Annotated in this window: 16 protein-coding genes; 4 read left to right on the top strand and 12 right to left on the bottom strand. The window is 64.3% G+C overall.

The window, feature by feature from the left end:
* The gene (locus AC07SI_RS09965) at positions 1-540 is read right to left on the bottom strand and encodes a DUF4865 family protein (protein WP_065905957.1); all 540 of its coding nucleotides are present in this window, start codon (positions 538-540) and stop codon (positions 1-3) included.
* 93 nt (positions 541-633) lie between these two features.
* On the opposite strand from AC07SI_RS09965, the gene AC07SI_RS09960 reads away from it, so the two are divergent.
* Complete coding sequence (locus AC07SI_RS09960; protein WP_495005648.1) at positions 634-1,500, top strand: LysR family transcriptional regulator; 867 nt, start codon at positions 634-636, stop codon at positions 1,498-1,500.
* 114 nt (positions 1,501-1,614) lie between these two features.
* On the opposite strand, the gene AC07SI_RS09955 is transcribed toward AC07SI_RS09960, so the two are convergent.
* The 11 genes from AC07SI_RS09955 to AC07SI_RS09905 form a co-directional block, all read right to left on the bottom strand.
* Positions 1,615-2,592, bottom strand: coding sequence for a LysR family transcriptional regulator (locus AC07SI_RS09955; RefSeq protein WP_201144064.1), 978 nt, complete (start codon positions 2,590-2,592; stop codon positions 1,615-1,617).
* A gap of 50 nt (positions 2,593-2,642) precedes the next feature.
* Positions 2,643-3,584: a peptidylprolyl isomerase gene (locus AC07SI_RS09950; protein WP_495005647.1), complete on the bottom strand. Its 942-nt coding sequence runs from the start codon at positions 3,582-3,584 to the stop codon at positions 2,643-2,645.
* A complete protein-coding gene (locus AC07SI_RS09945) occupies positions 3,581-4,048 on the bottom strand; it encodes a YbjN domain-containing protein (RefSeq protein WP_495005646.1) in 468 nt (155 codons plus the stop codon). Before AC07SI_RS09945 ends, AC07SI_RS09950 begins: the two co-directional genes overlap by 4 nt.
* A gap of 19 nt (positions 4,049-4,067) precedes the next feature.
* Complete coding sequence (locus AC07SI_RS09940) at positions 4,068-4,694, bottom strand: DNA repair protein (RefSeq protein WP_065905950.1); 627 nt, start codon at positions 4,692-4,694, stop codon at positions 4,068-4,070.
* An 18-nt stretch (positions 4,695-4,712) separates the two neighbouring features.
* Positions 4,713-6,413, bottom strand: a complete 1,701-nt coding sequence (locus AC07SI_RS09935; RefSeq protein WP_495005645.1) for a putative porin — start codon at positions 6,411-6,413, stop codon at positions 4,713-4,715.
* Between the two features lie 43 nt (positions 6,414-6,456).
* On the bottom strand, positions 6,457-7,152 hold the full coding sequence (locus tag AC07SI_RS09930) for an energy transducer TonB family protein (protein ID WP_495005644.1): 696 nt from the start codon (positions 7,150-7,152) through the stop codon (positions 6,457-6,459).
* A 3-nt stretch (positions 7,153-7,155) separates the two neighbouring features.
* Positions 7,156-7,581, bottom strand: a complete 426-nt coding sequence (locus tag AC07SI_RS09925) for an ExbD/TolR family protein (RefSeq protein ID WP_065905942.1) — start codon at positions 7,579-7,581, stop codon at positions 7,156-7,158.
* 11 nt (positions 7,582-7,592) lie between these two features.
* On the bottom strand, positions 7,593-9,392 hold the full coding sequence (locus tag AC07SI_RS09920; protein ID WP_495005643.1) for a DUF2341 domain-containing protein: 1,800 nt from the start codon (positions 9,390-9,392) through the stop codon (positions 7,593-7,595).
* Between the two features lie 24 nt (positions 9,393-9,416).
* Positions 9,417-11,006 carry a ShlB/FhaC/HecB family hemolysin secretion/activation protein gene (locus tag AC07SI_RS09915; RefSeq protein WP_495005642.1) on the bottom strand — a complete coding sequence of 530 codons (1,590 nt, stop codon included), beginning with the start codon at positions 11,004-11,006 and terminating at the stop codon, positions 9,417-9,419.
* Between the two features lie 59 nt (positions 11,007-11,065).
* Positions 11,066-11,659, bottom strand: coding sequence for a transposase (locus AC07SI_RS09910; protein ID WP_065905936.1), 594 nt, complete (start codon positions 11,657-11,659; stop codon positions 11,066-11,068).
* Positions 11,660-11,918: 259 nt separating this feature from the next.
* Positions 11,919-12,392 carry an Lrp/AsnC family transcriptional regulator gene (locus AC07SI_RS09905; RefSeq protein ID WP_065905934.1) on the bottom strand — a complete coding sequence of 158 codons (474 nt, stop codon included), beginning with the start codon at positions 12,390-12,392 and terminating at the stop codon, positions 11,919-11,921.
* Between the two features lie 157 nt (positions 12,393-12,549).
* Between AC07SI_RS09905 and AC07SI_RS09900 the strand changes: the two genes are divergently transcribed.
* From AC07SI_RS09900 to AC07SI_RS09890, 3 genes are all read left to right on the top strand, one after another.
* Positions 12,550-14,337: a tyrosinase family protein gene (locus tag AC07SI_RS09900; RefSeq protein ID WP_495005641.1), complete on the top strand. Its 1,788-nt coding sequence runs from the start codon at positions 12,550-12,552 to the stop codon at positions 14,335-14,337.
* Positions 14,334-16,067 (top strand): DUF8225 domain-containing protein, encoded by a 1,734-nt coding sequence (locus tag AC07SI_RS09895; RefSeq protein WP_495005640.1) that lies wholly within the window; start codon positions 14,334-14,336, stop codon positions 16,065-16,067. Before AC07SI_RS09900 ends, AC07SI_RS09895 begins: the two co-directional genes overlap by 4 nt.
* A 66-nt stretch (positions 16,068-16,133) precedes the next feature.
* Positions 16,134-17,717 carry a hypothetical protein gene (locus AC07SI_RS09890; protein ID WP_083221435.1) on the top strand — a complete coding sequence of 528 codons (1,584 nt, stop codon included), beginning with the start codon at positions 16,134-16,136 and terminating at the stop codon, positions 17,715-17,717.
* Positions 17,718-17,857: the final 140 nt, after the last annotated feature.

The raw sequence follows: 17,857 nt of genomic DNA, 5'->3' as shown, positions 1-17,857 counted from the left end.
TCAAATCCCGGGATGGGCCAGGTAAAACACCTGGTAGCCCGTCCCGGGATGGTCCGCCTGCAACGCCTTGGCCGACAAGGTGATCCGTACCAGCCGCCAGGCCTGCACATCCAGCGCGAGGAACACCGCAAAGGTGTCGCCGCTATCCGCCAACTGCTGGTTGCGACTTTTCTCCTCGGCCAGGATCGCCGCCCTGTCCGCCCCCGGCTCCAACGCCCATTCCTCGCGGTACAGACTCAGCGCGGTCTGCGCCGGCCCACGTTGCACATCCAGCGGCAACCAGCTCTCGATATACGGACGGCCGAAGCTGTCGAGCACCTTCTGAAAGCGCTCTCCGAGCAGAAAATCGGCGGCCTGCAGTGGGTCGGACCATAGATACACCGAGGCATACACTTTGCCTGCGTGCTCCTGGGCGATAAACGCCTTGAACAGCAACCCCTCGGCGTGATCCCACAACGGCCCCAATTGCGCGGCGCGGCGGCGGATCACGGCCATGTCGTAGTCGGCAGGCAAGCGGTGTGAATACTGTTTGGCAAACATGAAGAAGCTCCCGTGCAAGTTGAGGGTTCAGCTTGCGCAGCGCCGATGATTTCAACAAGATATCAGCCGATATATGTGCGATAAGGATTGGATATGACTGACGCGCTAAAACCGCTGGATATCGACACCGTGCAGGCCTTTGTGCTGGTCGCCGACTTCGCCAGTTTCACCCGCGCCGCCGCAGCCCTCGACACCTCCCAGGCCGCCATCAGCCTCAAGCTCAAGCGCCTGGAAGAACGCCTGGGCTATCGCTTGCTGGAGCGCACGCCGCGCCATGTGCGGCTGTCACCGCAGGGCGAGCACTTTATCGTTGCCGCGCGCGCCCTGCTCAATGCCCACGAACGCGCACTGGGCGATATGGGCAGCCAAGCGCCCCGGCGCCTGGTGATCGGCATCAGCGACCATGTGGCCGGTCCCGACCTGCCAACCTGGCTCAGCCGCCTGGCCGCCTACGACCCGTTGGTGATCCTTGAAGTACGTATCGCGTCCTCCCGCGACCTGGTGGCCGCCTTCGACCGCAATGAGCTGGACGCGGTGATCGTGCGCAATGAGGGCGAGCGCCAGGACGGCGAAGTGTTGGCGGTGGAACGCTTTGGCTGGTTCGCCGCGCCCACCTGGCAACACCGCCCCGGCACGCCGCTGCGCATGGCAACCATGGCCGCGCCCTGCGGCGTGCGGCACCTGGCGACGCGCGCGCTGGATGCGGCGTGTATCGACTGGACCGAGGTATTTGTTGGCGGCGGGGTGATGGCCGTGGGTGCGGCAGTCACCGCCGGATTGGGCGTCGCTGCCCTCGCCCACCGCGTGGCCCCGGCCGGAGCGGTAGAGGTGAGCGAGCAATACGGCTTGCCGGCCTTGGCCGTGAGTGAGGTGGTGCTCCATAGCCGCATCAGCGACACGCGTTCGCGGGAAACCTTGCGGGCCCTGAGTGCGACCTTTCGTGGCGTGTTGCAACGCTGATCAGCCTTTCTGTGGGCGCTGGCTTGCCTGCGATGCAGGCACCTCGATCCACCAGGCACACCCGCTGTGAGCGCGCGACCGCCAGCAGCCGCTACCCGGACAACGGACAAACACTCAGCCAAACCACTCCCGCCGCCCTTCAAACGTGCTGACGATCAACTCGACAATCATCTGCACCGCCTGCGCATGCTGCACCTGCGCATTCACCGCCAGCCACACCTGGCGTTGCATGCTGTCGGCCAGCAACCCCGGCAGTGCCACCAGCCCGCGGTCGAAACTGCTCATGTAGTGCGGCAGCAAACCGATGCAGGCGCCGCAGCGGATCATCTCCAGCATCAGCGAATAGGCCTGCACCTGCACCACCGCCGCCAGGCGTTGCTCCACCACTTGGTTCCACGCCTGCAGGGCGTCGACCTGTGCATCGGGTTGCCATTGCACCAGCATGTAGTCATTCAGGTCGTCGACGCTGTCCGGGCGCGTGGTCAGGCGCGAATAGCGCTTGGCGATATGCGGCAAATATTCCAGGCGGGCCAGGGCCCGTGGCGGTTCGGTGGCGAAGCTCGGGCCGGGCACCGGGCCGTCGGTGTCGGAGAGCCACACCACCACATCGACGTCCACCGCTTGCAGGGACAATTGGCTGTCGAGGGAGATGATCTCCAGGCGCACGCTGGCGTTGCGGCGCAGCAAGGCAATCAGGTCACGGCCGAGGATGTCGTGCAGGATCGGCTCGGCCACCGCCAGGCGAATCAGCGGCTGTTCCAGCACCGGCAGGCGCCGCTCATGGGCCAGGGCTACCAACTGGGCCTGCAACTGCAAGCCGTCGCGGCTGAGCACCAGGCCGTTGCCCTGATAACTGAACAACGCATGGCGCAGGTGCTCCTCCAGTTGCGCCAGGCGCTTGCGCAGCAGCGTCGCCTTGATATTCAAGCTGCGCGCGGCCTGCATGAAACAGCCGCAGCGCGCACTGACCAGGAAGTAGCGCGCCACCTCCGGATCGATCTCGGCGGCCAGGGCCAGCCAGGCGCCACGTGACTCGGATGGCGCGCGATAGGTTGAAGGCCCTTGTTGGCCGGACGGTTCCAGTAATGCCATGTGAGACTCCCTGTCTGTCGGTCGGTGCATCCAATGCGGGTGGTCGCGGGTTACTCCAGCACTTTGTTCAACTCGGCACCGTCGATACTCAAGGTCGCGGTGTTGAGCATGCCTTCCAGGTAGGCCTTGGCGATCTGTTCCTGACGTTGGGCACGCAGGGCCTGGGTCAGGCGTTCGCGCAGTTCGTCGAGGCTGGCGGTGCGCGCCGGCTGTTGGCTGGTGAGCTTGAGCACATGAAAGCCCGCCGCACTCTGCACCGCGTCCGATACCGCGCCGACCTTGAGCCGCGACACCGCGCCGCGCACCTCGGGCACCAGTTGCTGCAATGGCTGCAGGCCCGAATCACCGCCACGCGCAGCAGTCTCGGGGTCCTGGGAAAACTGGTTGGCCAGGGCGGCGAAATCCCCCGGTGCGGCCTGTGCCCGGCGGCTCAGTTCCTGGGCCTGGCGGCGCACCGTGTCGAGGTTTTGCGGGTCATTCACCGCGAGGAAAATCTGGCTCACCCGGTACAGCGGCGGCGTCACCCATTGCGCCTTGCCGCTGTCGTAGGCCTGCTGCAATTCAGCCGCGCTGGGGTAGTCCGCCGGTACCTGGCTGACCGAGAGCATGTAGTCGCGGAACACGATCTGCTCGGTGGCGGCGCGGGTCTGCTGCTCCACCTGCGGGCGCTGGCGCCAGCCCTGGGCGTCGGCCTGTTCGAGCACGGCCTTTTGCGCCAGCCGTGAGCGAATCCAGGTTTCCAACGCGCCACGGTTGCCACGCAGTTGCTCGCGAGACTCGGCTGGCAGGCTCGCCAGCACGCTCTTGAGTTCGACCAGGTCGATCTGCTGATTGCCCAGGCGCGCCACCGCGGGCCCGGCCGGCGCCGGATCGAGCAGCGGTGCCGGTTGCTGGGCGGCCACCGGGTCGCTGCCCGGACGCAGGCACAGCGCCACGGCCACCACCAGCACCGCCAGCGCGCCGGCGCCGACCATCAGGGTTGGCTTCTTCACAGGACGGGTGCCTCTTCGCCGACCGCCGCAGCCTGGGCCTGCAACTGCGCGGCCTGCTGGCTGTATTCACGCAGGTAGACGATGAATTCCTGCAGCAAGCGGTCCCACAACTCCAGCTGGCTGCGCAGGTGCGAGGCGCCGACGCCGGCCACCACCACGTCCATTTCCATCAGCAAGAATTCGCCCTGCAGCGACAACCGCGCAAAGCGGCGCGAGGCATTCCACACCTGCGCCAGGCCTTCGGGCAACTCGCCCTGCACGCGCAGTGCGCAGCTGTAGGTAAAGTCCACGTAGCCGCCCTGCTCCGCCGCCGGATTGCCGAAGCGCACGGCAAAGCCGATGCCCTGGCTGGCGCTGAGCAGTTGCACGATGCCGTTCTGTTCGCTCTGGTTGACCCGGTAGCCGGCTTCCTGCAGCAACTCGGTGAGGCTCTGGGGGGTGACGCTGGTGATCAATTCGTTCATGTGCGGTTCTTCCTTGTGATCAATGGTTGACGCCCGCCTGGGGCGCATCGAAACGGCTCTTGTAGAGATCGTCGCCAAAGCCCTGGGCCAGTTCCTCGAACTTGACCCGCGCGCTGCTGGCGAAGGGCTGGCGAATACTCATCACCTCAGCCACGTCAATCTTTTCGTAGGCCGTCAGCAATTGCTGCGCCACGCCGTACATCTGTTGATTCTTGACTGAACATTGCTGCACTTGTGTGTCACGTTCACTCAACTGTGCCTGCAAGCGGGCGCGCTCGGCTTCCTTGCCTTTGGCCAGGACCAGCAGTTCCTCATACGCCTTCTTGAACTTGCCGATCTGCTCATGGCTGGCCGCGACCTGGGCTTGCGCCTGGCTGTGCAGGTTCTGTTGCTGGCCGGCCAGTTGCTCGGCCGTGCCACGGGCCTTTTCCAGCTCGGCCGTCAGTTGCTTGATTTGCGCCTGGGCCTGCTTGGCCTGGGCCTCAGCGGCGACACGCGCCGCACTGGCCTGGGCCTGCTCGCTTTGCAGCGCCTGCAATTGCTGGGTGGTGCTGCGCAGTTGCGTACGCAGGCGTTCCTCCATGCCTTCGGCGCAGGCGCCGCTGGCCACCAGCAGCAACAACAGCCCGCAGATTCGCGTGTTCATGTGGCATCTCCCTGCGCATCAAAAGCGCGTGTTGAGTTCCAGTTGCATCACATCGACTTCGAACGGCGCGCCATACACTTCGGACGCGCTCAACCAACGCGCACTGGCGTAGATGTTCTTGTCGATGCCGTAGTTGCCGGCGATGAAATAGCCCTTGGCGTTGGTGCCGCCCAAGTGGAACGAGGAATCGTTGAAACCGTCAGGCAAGGCGTCGGGCTGGATGTACTTGTAGCCAGCCAGCACATTCCAGTCGCCGCGCTTGCGCATCTCCAGCGCGCTGCCGAGGGTCATCTGCACCATCAGCGCGTTGCCACCGCTTTCGAACTGGCCCTTGCTGTTGATGTTGTTGACGATCTCGCCTTCGCTGCGCTTGAGCATCTCGCCCTTGTCGTAGGCCAGGTTGTGGATGAAGTTGCCCTGGGTGCGCAGCTTGAAGTCGCTGGGCAACTCGGCATCCCACGCCAGGTTGAGGTCGAGCACGTCGAACTTGGACGCCAGGCCGACAAACTGCGGTTGCGGGGTCAGGCCGGGCGTGGCCGGGTTGGGGGTGATATCGCGCAGCAGGAACACGCTGTTGCCCTTTTGCATGAAGGCCAGGCGCGAGCCGTCGCTGTCACACGCCGGCTGCCCGGCCCAGGGTTCGCAGGCGCCGGAGCGTTTACCTTCGATGTCGTCGAAGTGGTAGTACGCCACCGCACCCTTGAGGCTGTTGCCGCGGTTGAGCTTCCAGTTGGCGCCGATCTGCCCGCCAAACAGCCATTTGGTTTCGCTGTCTTCCTTATCAAAGCCGTTGCTGCTGGCCGAGTCGGAGGTGTACTCCACCGGGAACGCGCCGAGGGTGCCGAACAGCCCCCATTCGCTGTTCAGGGCATGGTTGAAATTGGCGGCGATACCGTCGAAGTTGAGGTCGCCCGAATACATCATGTCGGTGGAATAGAACGGGTTGGCGAAGCGCCCGGCCGTGAGGGTCACGTCTTGGGTGGCCTTCCAGCTCAGGTAGCCCTGGTCGAGCCAGATATCCTTCTTGCCGAAGCCACCGCCGAGGGTCTGCGTGGTAGACACCGGGTTATTGTCGGAGCCGGTGCCGATGCGGATACCGGCAGTCCATTCCGGCGAAATCACCGCCTTCATGCCCAGGCGGGCGCGCAGGCGGAACAGGTTTTCGCGGTCCTTGGTGGTGTTGAGCAGCGGCGGCAACTTGGTGTTGGTGTCTTTGTTGGTGTCGTACGGGCCGCTGTCGTTGAGCTTGGCGTAGTCAACGATTTCATTGCTGTTGTTGCCCGAGAAATACCGCGATTCATCGCGCAGGCGTATGTCGCCGTCAAAGGTGATACGCGAGACCCAGTCCGGGAACGTATTGGGCTGGGCCCAGTTTTCCTGCTTGGCGGTGGCCATGACCTCGGCCTTGACCTGGTCACGAATCTGATCTTTTACCGCCTGCGGCACGTACTGCACCCGCACATCACCCGGTGCTGCCGCGGGGCCTGCGGCCACCACCGGCGCGGCATTCGCCTGACGGGCCTGCTGGGCTTCCTTTTCGGCCTGGGCGATCAGCCCATTGGCGGTGTCCTGGGTCAGCACGCCTTGCTGCACCAGCAGGCGGATCAGGTTGATGGTGACGTTTTCCGAGGGGGCGACCGGGGCTGCCGCCGCCTGGCCGACCAGGGTCGCGATGACCATGCCGACCGCCAGGGTCAGTCGATTCACGGGGGAAATCATGTGTACGCAACTCCTGTAAAAATCCGTAGATAAAAGGTGTCGATCAATCCGGACGCCGGCCCTTGAGGGACAGGCGCAGGGGCAGCGTCAACGACGCCGGCGGTTTCTGGGTGGCACGCGGTGCCTGGATCAAGGCGAGCATCTGCGCGTCGGTCTCGGCATCGCCGCTGGACTTGGCCACCAGCGCTTTGGTGACCTGTCCATCGGCGCCCAGCCACAGGTCTATCTGTATCGAGAAAGCCTTCTTGCGCAGCGCCGGGTCTTCGCGCATCAAGCGCTGGTAGGTGCCGGCCAGGTACTGTTTGTACGTACCGGTCCCCAGCCCGCCGCCACCGCTGCCGGCCATGCCGCCGCCCTTGCCGGCACCGATGTTGAAACCATCAGTGCCGGACTGCGCGTCGCCATCGATCTGCATCGGGTTGGCCAGGTCTTCGTTGGGTGACGGTGGCGCTTCCTCGGCCGGCTTGACCTCTTCGGGTTCCGGGCTGGGCACCGGCTCGGGGACTTTTTCCTCGACCTTGGGCTCGGGCTCCTTGGGTTTTTCCGGCGGTGGTGGCGGCAGCGGGATAATCGTCGGCACCTTCGGCGCTTCGCGGCGTACGCCACTCATGTCATTGGCCCACTGCCACAGGAACCAGGCAGCCACGGCGCCCAGCAGCAACCCGGCGCCCCACTTCAACGGGCGCAAGGGCGGCTTCTTCTTCACCGGCAACGGCGCAATCGGGATCTGTGCAGTCATGGCTCAGCCCTGGCTCGGTTTGCCGGTGACCAGCCCGACCTGGGACAGCTCCAGCCGGCGCAACAGGTCGAGCACTTCGATAACCTTCTGGTACTGCACCAGCGCATCGCCGCGCACGATCACCGGGAAATCCGGATTCAGTGCTTTTTCGATGCGCAGGCGCTCTTCCAGCTCTCCGAGGGTCACCGGGTAGGCGTCGAGGAACACCTGGCCGCCGTCATTCACGGAAATCGCCTTGGTCTTGGCCTCCGACAGCGACACCGAGGCGCTGGCCTTGGGCAGGTGGATCTGGATGCCCGAGACCTGGGCGGTGGCGGTGAGGATAAACATCACCAGCACCACCATCAGCACGTCCACCAGGGGCGTGATGTTGATGCTGTCGACGGCGGCATCATCGTCATCGTCGTGGGAGGCATTTACGGAAGCCATGGCGATTCTCCTCAGGCCGGAACCGATGCGTGGTGTTCGCGGCGGTGCGCCGCTTCACTGTGCTGGCTTTCGCCGTGCATCTCGGCCAGGCGCGTGATGAACTCGTCGACAAACACGCGCATGTCGGCGCTGACTTCCTTGTTGCGCGTGATCAGGCGGTTGTAGCCAAACAGCGCAGGGATCGCGACGAACAGCCCCATGGCCGTGGCCAGCAAGGCCGCCGCCATGCCTGGGGCGATAGCGTTGATGTTCACGTCACCGGCCATGGCCGTGCCGAGGAACACCACCATGATCCCCAGCACCGTGCCGAGCAGGCCGATATACGGCCCGCCGGCGATGGCGTTGGAGAGGGTCGAGAGCTTGGCACTCAGTTGCTGGTTTTCGCGGGTGCGCACGCCGTCCATGGAGCAGCGAATCGCCTCGATCGTCGCCGCCGAGACCGACGAGGTGTCGGCCCCCTGCGCGCGGCGGGTGCGGATCTCCTTGACCGCCACCAGGTACAGGCGCCACAGCGAGGAATGGCTGAGGCGCTCAGCCAATTGCGCGTCGTCGGCGTACATCTCCAGGCGCGTGCCGATCTGTGCGAAGTGCTCGCGGAAAATCTCGTTGGCACTGCTGACCCGGCTGACCTGGCGGTTCTTGCGCAGCATGATCACCCACGACTGCACCATCATCGCCACCAGCACCAGGATGATCACCCAGGCGTCCACCGGCACGGCGTTGAGCAGGAAACCCAGGCTGCCGAAACCGAAGCCTGACTGTTCTTCATCCACTCCGTAGGCCACCAGTTTCGACTCGGCGCCCTGGGCACTCGCGTCGGCCAGCAACAGCGCAGCCGGACGCGCCACCTTGGACAGGCGCAGCTCATCGATGGCGCCGGCGAACGGCAGGTGCGTGCTGGCCGCTTCCGGCACGTCGGCACCGATCGCCAGTTGCGAGTTGAAAGCCGGCATCGCCACGGCCAGGGTCGCGGTTTCGCGGCCGTTCACATATAAGCTGAGCTTGTCGCCCTCGGCGGCGAATGCCAGGTGCTGCCATTCGCCAGGGTTCAGCGGCTGGGTCGACACGGCACGCTGGCCGTCGACGTCCACGAACGGCATGCCCTGGTTCAGCCCCAGCAGCAAGCTGTGCGGGCCGTCACGGCGGGCCAGCACCACTTGCTCGCCACTGGCCTGGTCCAGGCGCAGCCAGGCGCTGAAGGTGAACGCGGCGCCGGCGGCGTGTTGCAGCGACGGGCTGGCCGGCAGCAGCAATGGCTGGCCACTCAACTGCAGGGCGCGGCCGATCACACCGTCGATGCTCGCGCCGGTGGCGTTCACCGACGTGTTGGCATAGGCGGTGGTGTCGCGGGCCGGTGTGCCGTTGGCACCGTCAAAGTGGTAGAGCGCGGTGTAATTGGGGTCGAACGTCAGCTGCCCATTGGCGGTGGCCGGGGCTTTCTGGTTGCCGTAGTACATCCACAGGTCCTGGCGTTGACCCCCTTCGACCTTGGGCACGTCGACCCAGATCAGCGCCATGCCCATCAGCGGGTCGAAGCTTTCGATCTGGTGATTGAACACGGTCTTGTCGTCGGCACTCACAAAGCGCAGGTCGGCGCCGTCGTCCTTGACCCCGTCAAAGGTAAAGTTGCCGGTGTGCAGGCGCACCAGCAGCGCGGTGCGGCCCAGGGCCTGGCTGATGGCGGCGCCCTGGGCGGTGGTGTCCACCGAGATCTGCTTGCGGTAGTGCCAGTCGTCCTGCCACCAGGCATGGGCGGTGGCCGGGAGCGCGAAGCCCAGGCAGATCAACAGGCTCAGAAATAGGCGTTGCATGGGTGAAGTCTCCGGAAGAAAAAGTCAGAAAGTCGCCTGCACACTGAAGTGCAGTCGCGCGTCCTGTTTCTGGGTGTTCGGTCCATCGAGCAGCGGGTAGCCCCAATCCAGGCTGCCGGACAACCACTTGCTCAAACTGGCGCGGGTGCCGAGGCCGACACTGGCCAGGCTGTATTCGTCTTCCTGCTCGGGCAGCGGGTCGTGCAGGCGCATGCGCGCGCCTTCGGCGAACGCGTAGAAGCGCCACTCCTGCACGTAACTGCCAAGGAACTTGGCCAGGGACGGGGTGCGCAATTCCTGGGAGAGCAGATAGCCCTCATCCCCGGTGCGCTCGGCCGCCAGGTAGCCGCGCACCGAGGTGGCGCCGCCGGCGGAATATTGCTCGTTGGACACCAGCGGCCCCGAGGCCAGCTGGAAGCCGCCCTTGGTCGCCGACTGCCAGTCGTTGGCGAAGGTGTAGGTGTAATTCAGGTCGCCCTTGAGCAGCGCGAAACTCGCGCTGGCCTTGTAGCGCTTGTACTCGAATTCCTCGGCGTCGCTGCCGTAGCCGAAAAATGCGCGCGTGCCCACCACCAGGCTCAGGCCGAGGCCCAATTGGGATTGCTCGGTGTAGCGATAGCCGTTGTAGCCAAAGGTCATCGGTGCGTATTTGAGGGGTACCTGGTCGCTGCTGGCGCCGAATTTCATCTGCTCGTCGAAGTCCTTGAAGTCGACCCCGAACGAGAACGAGTTGGCCCAGTTGCCCATGGCCGGCAGGCTGTAGATCGCCGACACGCCATAGGAATGCCCCTTGCCCAACACGTTGCTGCCGCCGATGGTGGCGATGTTGCTGTCGGACTGGTAACCGGAGAACTGCAAGGCCCAGCGCTCATCCAGCGGCGCGGTGTAGGAGCCCGACCAGACCTTGGCGTTGTCGGTGTCCTGGGGCGCAGTGAAGTAGGTCAGGGAAATGCTGTGGCCCAGTTGCCACAGGTTGTCGTAGCCGACGGTCGCCACCGAGCGCAGCTTCTCGGTGTCGGCGCTGTAGTCGTTGTTCAGGCCAATACTGGCGTGCCAGGGGTTCTGGTCTTCGACCTGCAAATCCACGTCCATGGTGCCCGGGCGCTGGCCTTCGCGCACCAGCGGCGTGACCTGGCGCCCAGCCCCGCGATTGAGCCCGGCCAACTGGGTTTGCACTGTGGCGAAGTCCGGCACCGCGCCCTCTTCCAGGGCCGGCACCTGCTCGCGGATTTCCACCGGCGAGTAATGTTTGGCGCCGACCACACGGACCCGGCCGACCTTGGTTTCGCTGACCTGCAGGTAGACGATGCCGTCATCGACCTTCTGCTCCGGCAACTCGACGAATACCGATTGATAGCCGCGCGCCTGGTAGATTTTCTGCAACGCGTCACGGGCGCCTTCGATATCGTCCAGGGTCTTTTGCGGGCCGAGAAACGGGTACACCGCCTCCTCGATCGTCGCCGCGTCGAGCACAGTATTGCCGCGCACGAAGTACTCGTTGACGTCGACCTTGCGCGCCGGGGCTTGCTCCCCCTCCTCGGCCCACGCCGGTTGCGCCAAGGCGCCCAGCGCCATGCAGCACAGCGCCAGCGTTGATTTGAACAGATGCTCCACACCGCCCCCTGACATTCTGATTATGTGCGCCGCCGCCGATGGCGCGACGTATGGCCAGCTCAATTACTGGCGATCGAGGTACTGCCGTGGCGTGCCAGCCAGGTGTGCAACAGCGCGAAGTTCAAGGAGAACTCCGGCGTGTGCAGCAAGGCGCCACAAAACACGTCACCGATGATTTTCTGGATGAGTTGCACCGCCCGCGGGTTGTTCAGCAACGTGGCGATGTCGCGGGTCAGCGCGTGGATGCTCCAGACCTTCTGGTTCAGGTCCAGGCCGACGAACCAGCGGAACAGCAGGTTGTAGTTGAGCTGTTCATGCAATTGCTGCTCGCTGGGTACCGAATACAACAGTTGCAGCAGGAGGATCTGCAGCACCGTGTGCGGGGCGATCGACATCGGGGCTTCGGCCACCAGCCAGTCGCGATGCTGGTCGAGGATTTCATCGATCTGCGGGCGCAGCAACACCAGGGAATGGCCCGCCGGGATGAAGCTCGCGACTTCCTTCAAGGCGCCCTGCCAATCGTCCTGAGAGACGATCCACACCCACGGCGCGCCGTAGCGATACACCGAAACCGGCTTCTTGCGCGCCGCTTCGACGATCTTCGACAGGCGCTGGTCGAGTTCCTGCATGCCCACTTTCGAGTAACGTTCCATAGTTCCCATCGCCCCACTCCTGGCATCCTGCTTGCGGCTAAAAAGAACGCCTGTCTGGCGTCCTCAAGCGCGTTACACAGGAGAGACGGGAGTGGCCAAGGGCTACCGAACTTTTGTCATGAAAGCTTCATTTTTGCTTGAGTGGGTTACTGGGAGGACTCGATCACGCATGCGCTTTTCTGTAGGAGCCGGCTTACCGGCGATCCCATCGCTGGCAAGCCAGCTGCTGCACACGGTAGATCGGTTGTCTTCAAGGCCGCTAACCCGCGGGGAAGCCCACCCCTTGTAGGGGCAGTTCGTAGGATTTTTTAACCGTGCGTACCACCAACGTCGACGAATAAGTCCGAATCGGAATATCCCGATAAGTCTCCAGAAACCGATAGATATACTCGGTGTATTCCGTCGCATCGCGAAACTTGGCAACCATCACAAAATCAAACTCGCCGGTCAGCAGGTAACAATCCTGAATCTCCGGGTGGCGGGTGAGGATGTGCTGCATCTTGCGGTCGATATCGTGGCTGTCCTTGTCCAGTTTGATCAGGAAAAACGCGGTCACCTGGATGCCCAGCTTGCGCTCGTCGAGCACCGCGACTTTTGCCTTGATAATCCCCACGCTTTCCATGCGGCGAATCCGCCGGTAACAACTGGTGGACGACAGCCCCACGCTGTCGCTCAACAACTCCAGGCTCTGGTCGCAATCCTTTTGCAACTTGCCCAGGATCTTCAAATCCATGGCGTCTGTCATCGGTTGTAAATCGTCCTTGAAAATTGCAATGAATCCGTCGCGAAGACGGGCCAATTTGCACAAATCCTGCGCAGCGGCTCGTTAACATCAATCCAGCTTAGCAGCCCAGCCAACACCTGGCCCGGGGCGGCATGAGAGGGATCTTATGATAGTCGCGAAACCGACATGGACCGCTGATATCCACGGCCTTTTCAGCGCCCCCTACTGGATACCGTCCGCCTCGCGCGCCGCCGTCGCCGCCACCTGGGCGGGCTGCATGAACGCCTACGATGTGTTCCTGGAAGACCCGGACTCGGTCAAGACCTGGTCGCAGACCATTTACCAGCACCTCGCCTCGCGCAACATGCCGCTGACCACCGACCCCCAGCAATTCTGGCCAATCGATGCGCTGGAAACCTTCCGCCTGTGGGTCAACCAGGGCTGGCGACTGGACGCCAGCTCGGCCTTTGACCCCGCCGAGCGCATCCCCCCACCGGCCCTGCCGCAGCCGGTCAAGCGCGTACGCCAGGACATCCGCGCCCTGAGCCCGGAGCAGTTGAACCTGTACCGCGCCCGCCTGGATGACGTGATGCACATCGGCGACCCGGACAGCGGCTCGCCCTGGCAGCGCTACGCCTACATCCACACCAACTGGTGCCTGCATTACCAGGAAGCGTTTGCCCTGTGGCATCGCGCCTACCTGCTGCACCTGGAAGCGCTGATCGACTGCGCGATTCCCTATTGGGACTGGATGGCCGCCGACGCCAGTGTCGATGGCAGCCCGCAGGCCGGGCTGCCCCAGGCCTTCCTCGACGAGACCTACGTGCACCCGCACACCGGCGAAGTGCGGCGCAACCCTTTGCGCTATGCGGCGGCCAAGGACGGCTGTTCAAAAGTCTGCGCCAGCGCCAGCGTCGAGGGCGTGGACTGCCGCTATGTGCAGCGCAACCCGCTGTTCTACACCCAGGGCGAGGCGTTTCGTGTCGAGCGCACGCGCCTGTATGGCATGAGCCGGATCTTCCAGCAGCAAGTGCTGGATGCGCTCACCTTCACCACCTTCAGCCAGCCCCAGGGTGTGCCGGGGTATCCCTGGGCCAACATCACCACGTTTGACCCGCCACAGCCGGACAACCTGTACCCCAATCGCGCGCTGAATTTCGACGGGCTCTACGAACAGCCCCACGACAACTATCACGGCTGGATCGGCGGCGACATGGCCGACAACGCCTACACCGCCTTCGACCCGGTGTTCTGCTCCTACCACGCCAATATCGACCGCATGCTCGAAGGGTGGATTCGCGCCAATCCGGCCGCGCAGTACACCACCCAGTGCCTGTTGCAGCCATTCGCCGGGCACCAGGCCGAAGAGGTCAGCTTCACCAGCGCGGATGCCTGGCGCTACACCACCCTGGGCGACATGGCCCAGGACAGCCGCCACATCGGCTACGACTACGGCACCCCGGTGGCGCCGCAGTTCGGTGCATCCAAAGCCTGCTGCGAGGCACAGCCGGCAGGGACCGGCCCGTGGGTGGTGTTCGACCATGTGCGCTGCACCCACGACACCTTCCTGATCGACGTCTTTCTCAATCAGCCAGACGCCACCGCGCAGCAGGTGAACGCAGACAACCCGCATTACGTCGGGCGTTTCAGCCGGATCGGCATGGGCCTGGTGGACGACAAGGGCCGCTGCATCACCCAGGGCGTGTCCCGCGCGCTGAATGCTGCGCGCAGCGTCAAGGCGCTGCACCTGGCGCCGACGGATGCCGCGCAGTTATCGCTGATCGTGACCCATCTCGAGAGTGGCCAGGTACTGACGCCCGATGCGTACGCGCCGCTGCCTGGCTTTATCGCGCAACTGGTGTGGGACGACCCACGCCAAACCACCGCCGGCCCCGCTACGGGCGCCGGTTGCTGCTCCACGTCCCACCACACACCTGCTGGAGAACCGACATGAGCACACCCTTCACCCAATTCACCTCCCCCGCCGAGCAGGCGCCCAAGGACTACAACAAGCTGGGCCTGGAAGACCAACTGTCGACCTTCGAGACCAACTGGAACAACAACGTCACCGGCTGGACCCAGATGTCGGTCATCGGCAACCCCTGGTCCAACCTCAACGACGCGCCGCGCTCGGGCTACTACAACCCGATCGAAAGCGGCTACGGCACGCAGACGCCGATCACCATTACCTGGCAGCCGTTCCCCAACCGCCTGTGGACGTTTTTCTACAACAACGGCGCCGCCGTGGTGCCGCAGTTGAACGGCAAGGCCATGACCCTGGATCAAGTGATGGAACTCACCGACCACGGCCAGATTACCCTCGACGGCACACTGTTTTCATTGTACCCGGACCCGACCGCCACCCAGCTGCAGATCCCCAGCGTGCTGTGCAAATCGATCAACTGGAACGGTCCCTACGCCGACTTTTCGCCTTCGGGTCCACGGGGCTGGCTCGATGAATACTGCGAGTGGTCGATCACCCGCGACCCCGACGGCAATATGCGCAGCATCATGTTCACCAGCGAAAACCCGGCCTACTTCCTGACCATGTGGAACATCGATCCGAATGCCGTGCTGGGGCTGTACCAGGCGTATGTCGACCCGCAGGTGAAACTCGAAGACCTGTACCTGCGCTACACCGCCAACGGTCCGACCGGCAACGCCGGCGACCCGGTGATCGATGAAACCACCGGCCGCCCCGCCTACGACACCGTGAACAAATGGAACAGCGGCACCGTACGCATCCCCGGCGTGTCGGGCGGTGCGATGCACCTGACCTCCGGGCCCAACACCCTGAGTGCCGAGATCTACCTGGCAGCCGCGGCCACCATCCTGCGGCCGATCCGCAGCAGCGCCAACCAGCAGAGCCTGATCTGCTGCGCCCAGTACGGGCAGAACTACCGCAACTCCGACCCGCACATCGGTTTCTCGGCCAACCAGGCGGCGGTGAACAACCTCATCTCGTTGACCAATCCGATCGGCCTGTACCTGCAACAACCCAAGTCCTTCAGCGGCTGGAAAGGCCCTCAAGGCCAGGATGTGAGCAGTTACTGGCGCGTGACCCGTGGCACCGCCGGCACCGGCCCGAACAACTCCGACCAGATCCTGCAAGCGGTGTTCGAGGTGCCGCAAAGCGCCGGGTTCTCGATCAACGACATCACCATCAATGGCACGCCGATCAATTACGTGTGGGTCATCGCCGATCAACTGGATGTGGCCCTCAGCGTGACGCCGGCGCCCCTCACCGCCACGCCCGAAGCCTGCGAATGTGTCGCGGCGAACAACACCGATACGCAACCCTGGCCCGTGCAGTTGCTGCCGCTGGACCTGTTCTACGGCCAGTCCCCCAGCGACTTGCCGGCCAGTTTTGCCCCCGGCACCTCGGCGCAGTTCGTGCTGGTGGTGCAAGGCGCCGACCCGCAGACCACGGTCGCCGACGCGCGGGTGCAGTTCTCCAACCCGGGGATCAGCGCCCAGGTCACGCAGTTCCTGCCGGACGCCTCGGCTATCCCGGGGCAAACCGACAGCGGCGGCACCCAGGGCTACATCATGACCGTCACGGTCAGCAGCAGCGCCGCGCCGGGACTGGTCAGCGTGCGTGCGCTGAACCCGAGCGAAGCCGCCAACCCCAGTGCGACCCAGCACCCGTGGGAAAGCGGCCTGGCCCTGGTGCCCGGCGCCTGACTGCCTGCGGCCGCCGCTGCCTGGCAGGGGCGGCCGCCCCCTGAGACTGGAGCAAGGAATGCGATCATGAACGGATGGCCTCGCCCGCTGCGCCGGGCACGCTTGAGTGTGTTCTGCTGGATAACCTGCGCCCTGCTGCTGGCCCCACCCGCGGCCAGCGCCGCAACGGACGCCCAGAGTTGCGTCAGCCAACTGGTGTTCGATCCCACCAGTGGCGGCTTCCTGCCGGTGAACAATTTCGGCACCGAGCAGGACTTTCTCAATTGTTTCGGCTGGCAGCTGTTTATCGCCATGAACTGGTCGGTCAACCCCGGCTGGCCCGCCAACCCGAGCCTGGCCGGCGAGCCGGACACGCAAAGCAGCGCGGCCCAGTTCGGCGTGCCGCCCACGCCCGGCCAGCCAATGAGCAACGCCCCGGTGTGGGCCAGCTACAAGGATGCCAGCGATATCTTCCTGCCCGGCGCGGCCAAGCCGTCCGGCTGGGGTGTCGAAACCCTGGTGCCGTCCAATTGCAGCGCCTCCGGCAACCTCAAGGCGTTTGCCAGCGGCGCGCGCAAATTCATCACCGCCACCTCGGAAAGCGCCATTAACCGCAAGCATCGCTTTCACCTGTCCAGCGGCACCCAGGTGACCCTGCCGGATTCAATCATGGAAGCCTCCGGCGGCTGGCTGACGGACCAGGCGGGCAACCTGGTGTTTTTCGAGCGCAAGGTCGGCAAGGCCGAGTTCGACTACATCGTCAATAACGGCCTGTACGATGCAGCCAACCAGCTGATCGTGGCGCAGAACAGCGACAATCGGCACCCCGCCGGCCTGTCATTGCCGGCAGGCAAGCTGGTGCGCGAACTGCCGGCCAAGGCCCTGCCCCAGGAAGAACTCGGCGCCCTGGAACTCAAGGCCGCCTGGCGCGTGCTCACCAACAAGCCCGAGCTGTACGGACGCTACCTCACCACCGTGGCCTGGCTGCAACGCCCCGACACCCTGCAGTGCACCCAGGAAGTGGTGGGGCTGGTGGGCCTGCATATCATCAACAAGACCCAGACCCAGCCGAACTTCATCTGGAGCACTTTCGAGCAGGTCGACAACGTGCCCGATGGCGGCGCCGCACCGCCGGATGGCTACAGCTTCAACAACCCGGCCTGCACCGGCGCGGCCTGCACACCCAATGTGGCGCGCGTGCAATGCGACGCCAGCCATACCCCGCCCAACTGCACGCCACTGGAGCAGCCGGTGCAGGCCACGCGGGTGAACGCCACGCCCCAGGACCTGCAGGCGCTGAACACGGCGGTGCAGCAGACCTTTGCCGAGAAAACCCAGGGCCAATCGGTGTTCCAGTACTACAAACTGGTGAATGTGCTGTGGTCGAAGACGCCCAATGCCCCCAACGACCCGGGGCCGGGGCCGAACGTGAAGACGCCGCTGTCCTACGGGCCGTATGTCAGCGATCAGAATGGGGTGGTGGCCAACACGACCCTGGAGACCTACGTGCAGAACGACAACTGCAATGCCTGTCACCAATACGCGGCGATTGCCGGCACCTCGGGGCTGGCCTCGGATTTTTCGTTTCTGTTCGGCAATGCCGACTCGGCGAAGAACACCCGGCTGATCAAGCGCGTGGAGGCATTCAAGACCCTCAAGGACAATCCATAGGCGACGCAGATGCCTCTGTAGGCGCCGGCTTGCCGGCGATGCAGGCACCTCGGTACATCAGGCACACCCAGGTGATGCCATATCAGGCAAGCCAGCACCCTAAACAGGTCCGGGCAGCAGCCAAAAAAACGGGGCGATCA

The sequence above is a fragment of the Pseudomonas sp. GW821-FHT05D12 genome, assembly GCF_059419825.1.
Note: the sequence above shows the minus strand (reverse complement) of the source record. Positions and strands in the feature narration are given on the sequence as shown.

Excerpts from the sequence above, each read along its gene's own strand:
- AC07SI_RS09965 (WP_065905957.1), bottom strand. The coding sequence starts at position 540 with ATGTTTGCCAAACAGTATTCACACCGCTTGCCTGCCGACTACGACATG.
- AC07SI_RS09960 (WP_495005648.1), top strand. The coding sequence starts at position 634 with ATGACTGACGCGCTAAAACCGCTGGATATCGACACCGTGCAGGCCTTT.
- AC07SI_RS09955 (WP_201144064.1), bottom strand. The coding sequence starts at position 2,592 with ATGGCATTACTGGAACCGTCCGGCCAACAAGGGCCTTCAACCTATCGC.
- AC07SI_RS09945 (WP_495005646.1), bottom strand. The coding sequence starts at position 4,048 with ATGAACGAATTGATCACCAGCGTCACCCCCCAGAGCCTCACCGAGTTG.
- AC07SI_RS09940 (WP_065905950.1), bottom strand. The coding sequence starts at position 4,694 with ATGAACACGCGAATCTGCGGGCTGTTGTTGCTGCTGGTGGCCAGCGGC.
- AC07SI_RS09935 (WP_495005645.1), bottom strand. The coding sequence starts at position 6,413 with ATGATTTCCCCCGTGAATCGACTGACCCTGGCGGTCGGCATGGTCATC.
- AC07SI_RS09930 (WP_495005644.1), bottom strand. The coding sequence starts at position 7,152 with ATGACTGCACAGATCCCGATTGCGCCGTTGCCGGTGAAGAAGAAGCCG.
- AC07SI_RS09925 (WP_065905942.1), bottom strand. The coding sequence starts at position 7,581 with ATGGCTTCCGTAAATGCCTCCCACGACGATGACGATGATGCCGCCGTC.
- AC07SI_RS09920 (WP_495005643.1), bottom strand. The coding sequence starts at position 9,392 with ATGCAACGCCTATTTCTGAGCCTGTTGATCTGCCTGGGCTTCGCGCTC.
- AC07SI_RS09910 (WP_065905936.1), bottom strand. The coding sequence starts at position 11,659 with ATGGAACGTTACTCGAAAGTGGGCATGCAGGAACTCGACCAGCGCCTG.
- AC07SI_RS09905 (WP_065905934.1), bottom strand. The coding sequence starts at position 12,392 with ATGGATTTGAAGATCCTGGGCAAGTTGCAAAAGGATTGCGACCAGAGC.
- AC07SI_RS09900 (WP_495005641.1), top strand. The coding sequence starts at position 12,550 with ATGATAGTCGCGAAACCGACATGGACCGCTGATATCCACGGCCTTTTC.
- AC07SI_RS09895 (WP_495005640.1), top strand. The coding sequence starts at position 14,334 with ATGAGCACACCCTTCACCCAATTCACCTCCCCCGCCGAGCAGGCGCCC.
- AC07SI_RS09890 (WP_083221435.1), top strand. The coding sequence starts at position 16,134 with ATGAACGGATGGCCTCGCCCGCTGCGCCGGGCACGCTTGAGTGTGTTC.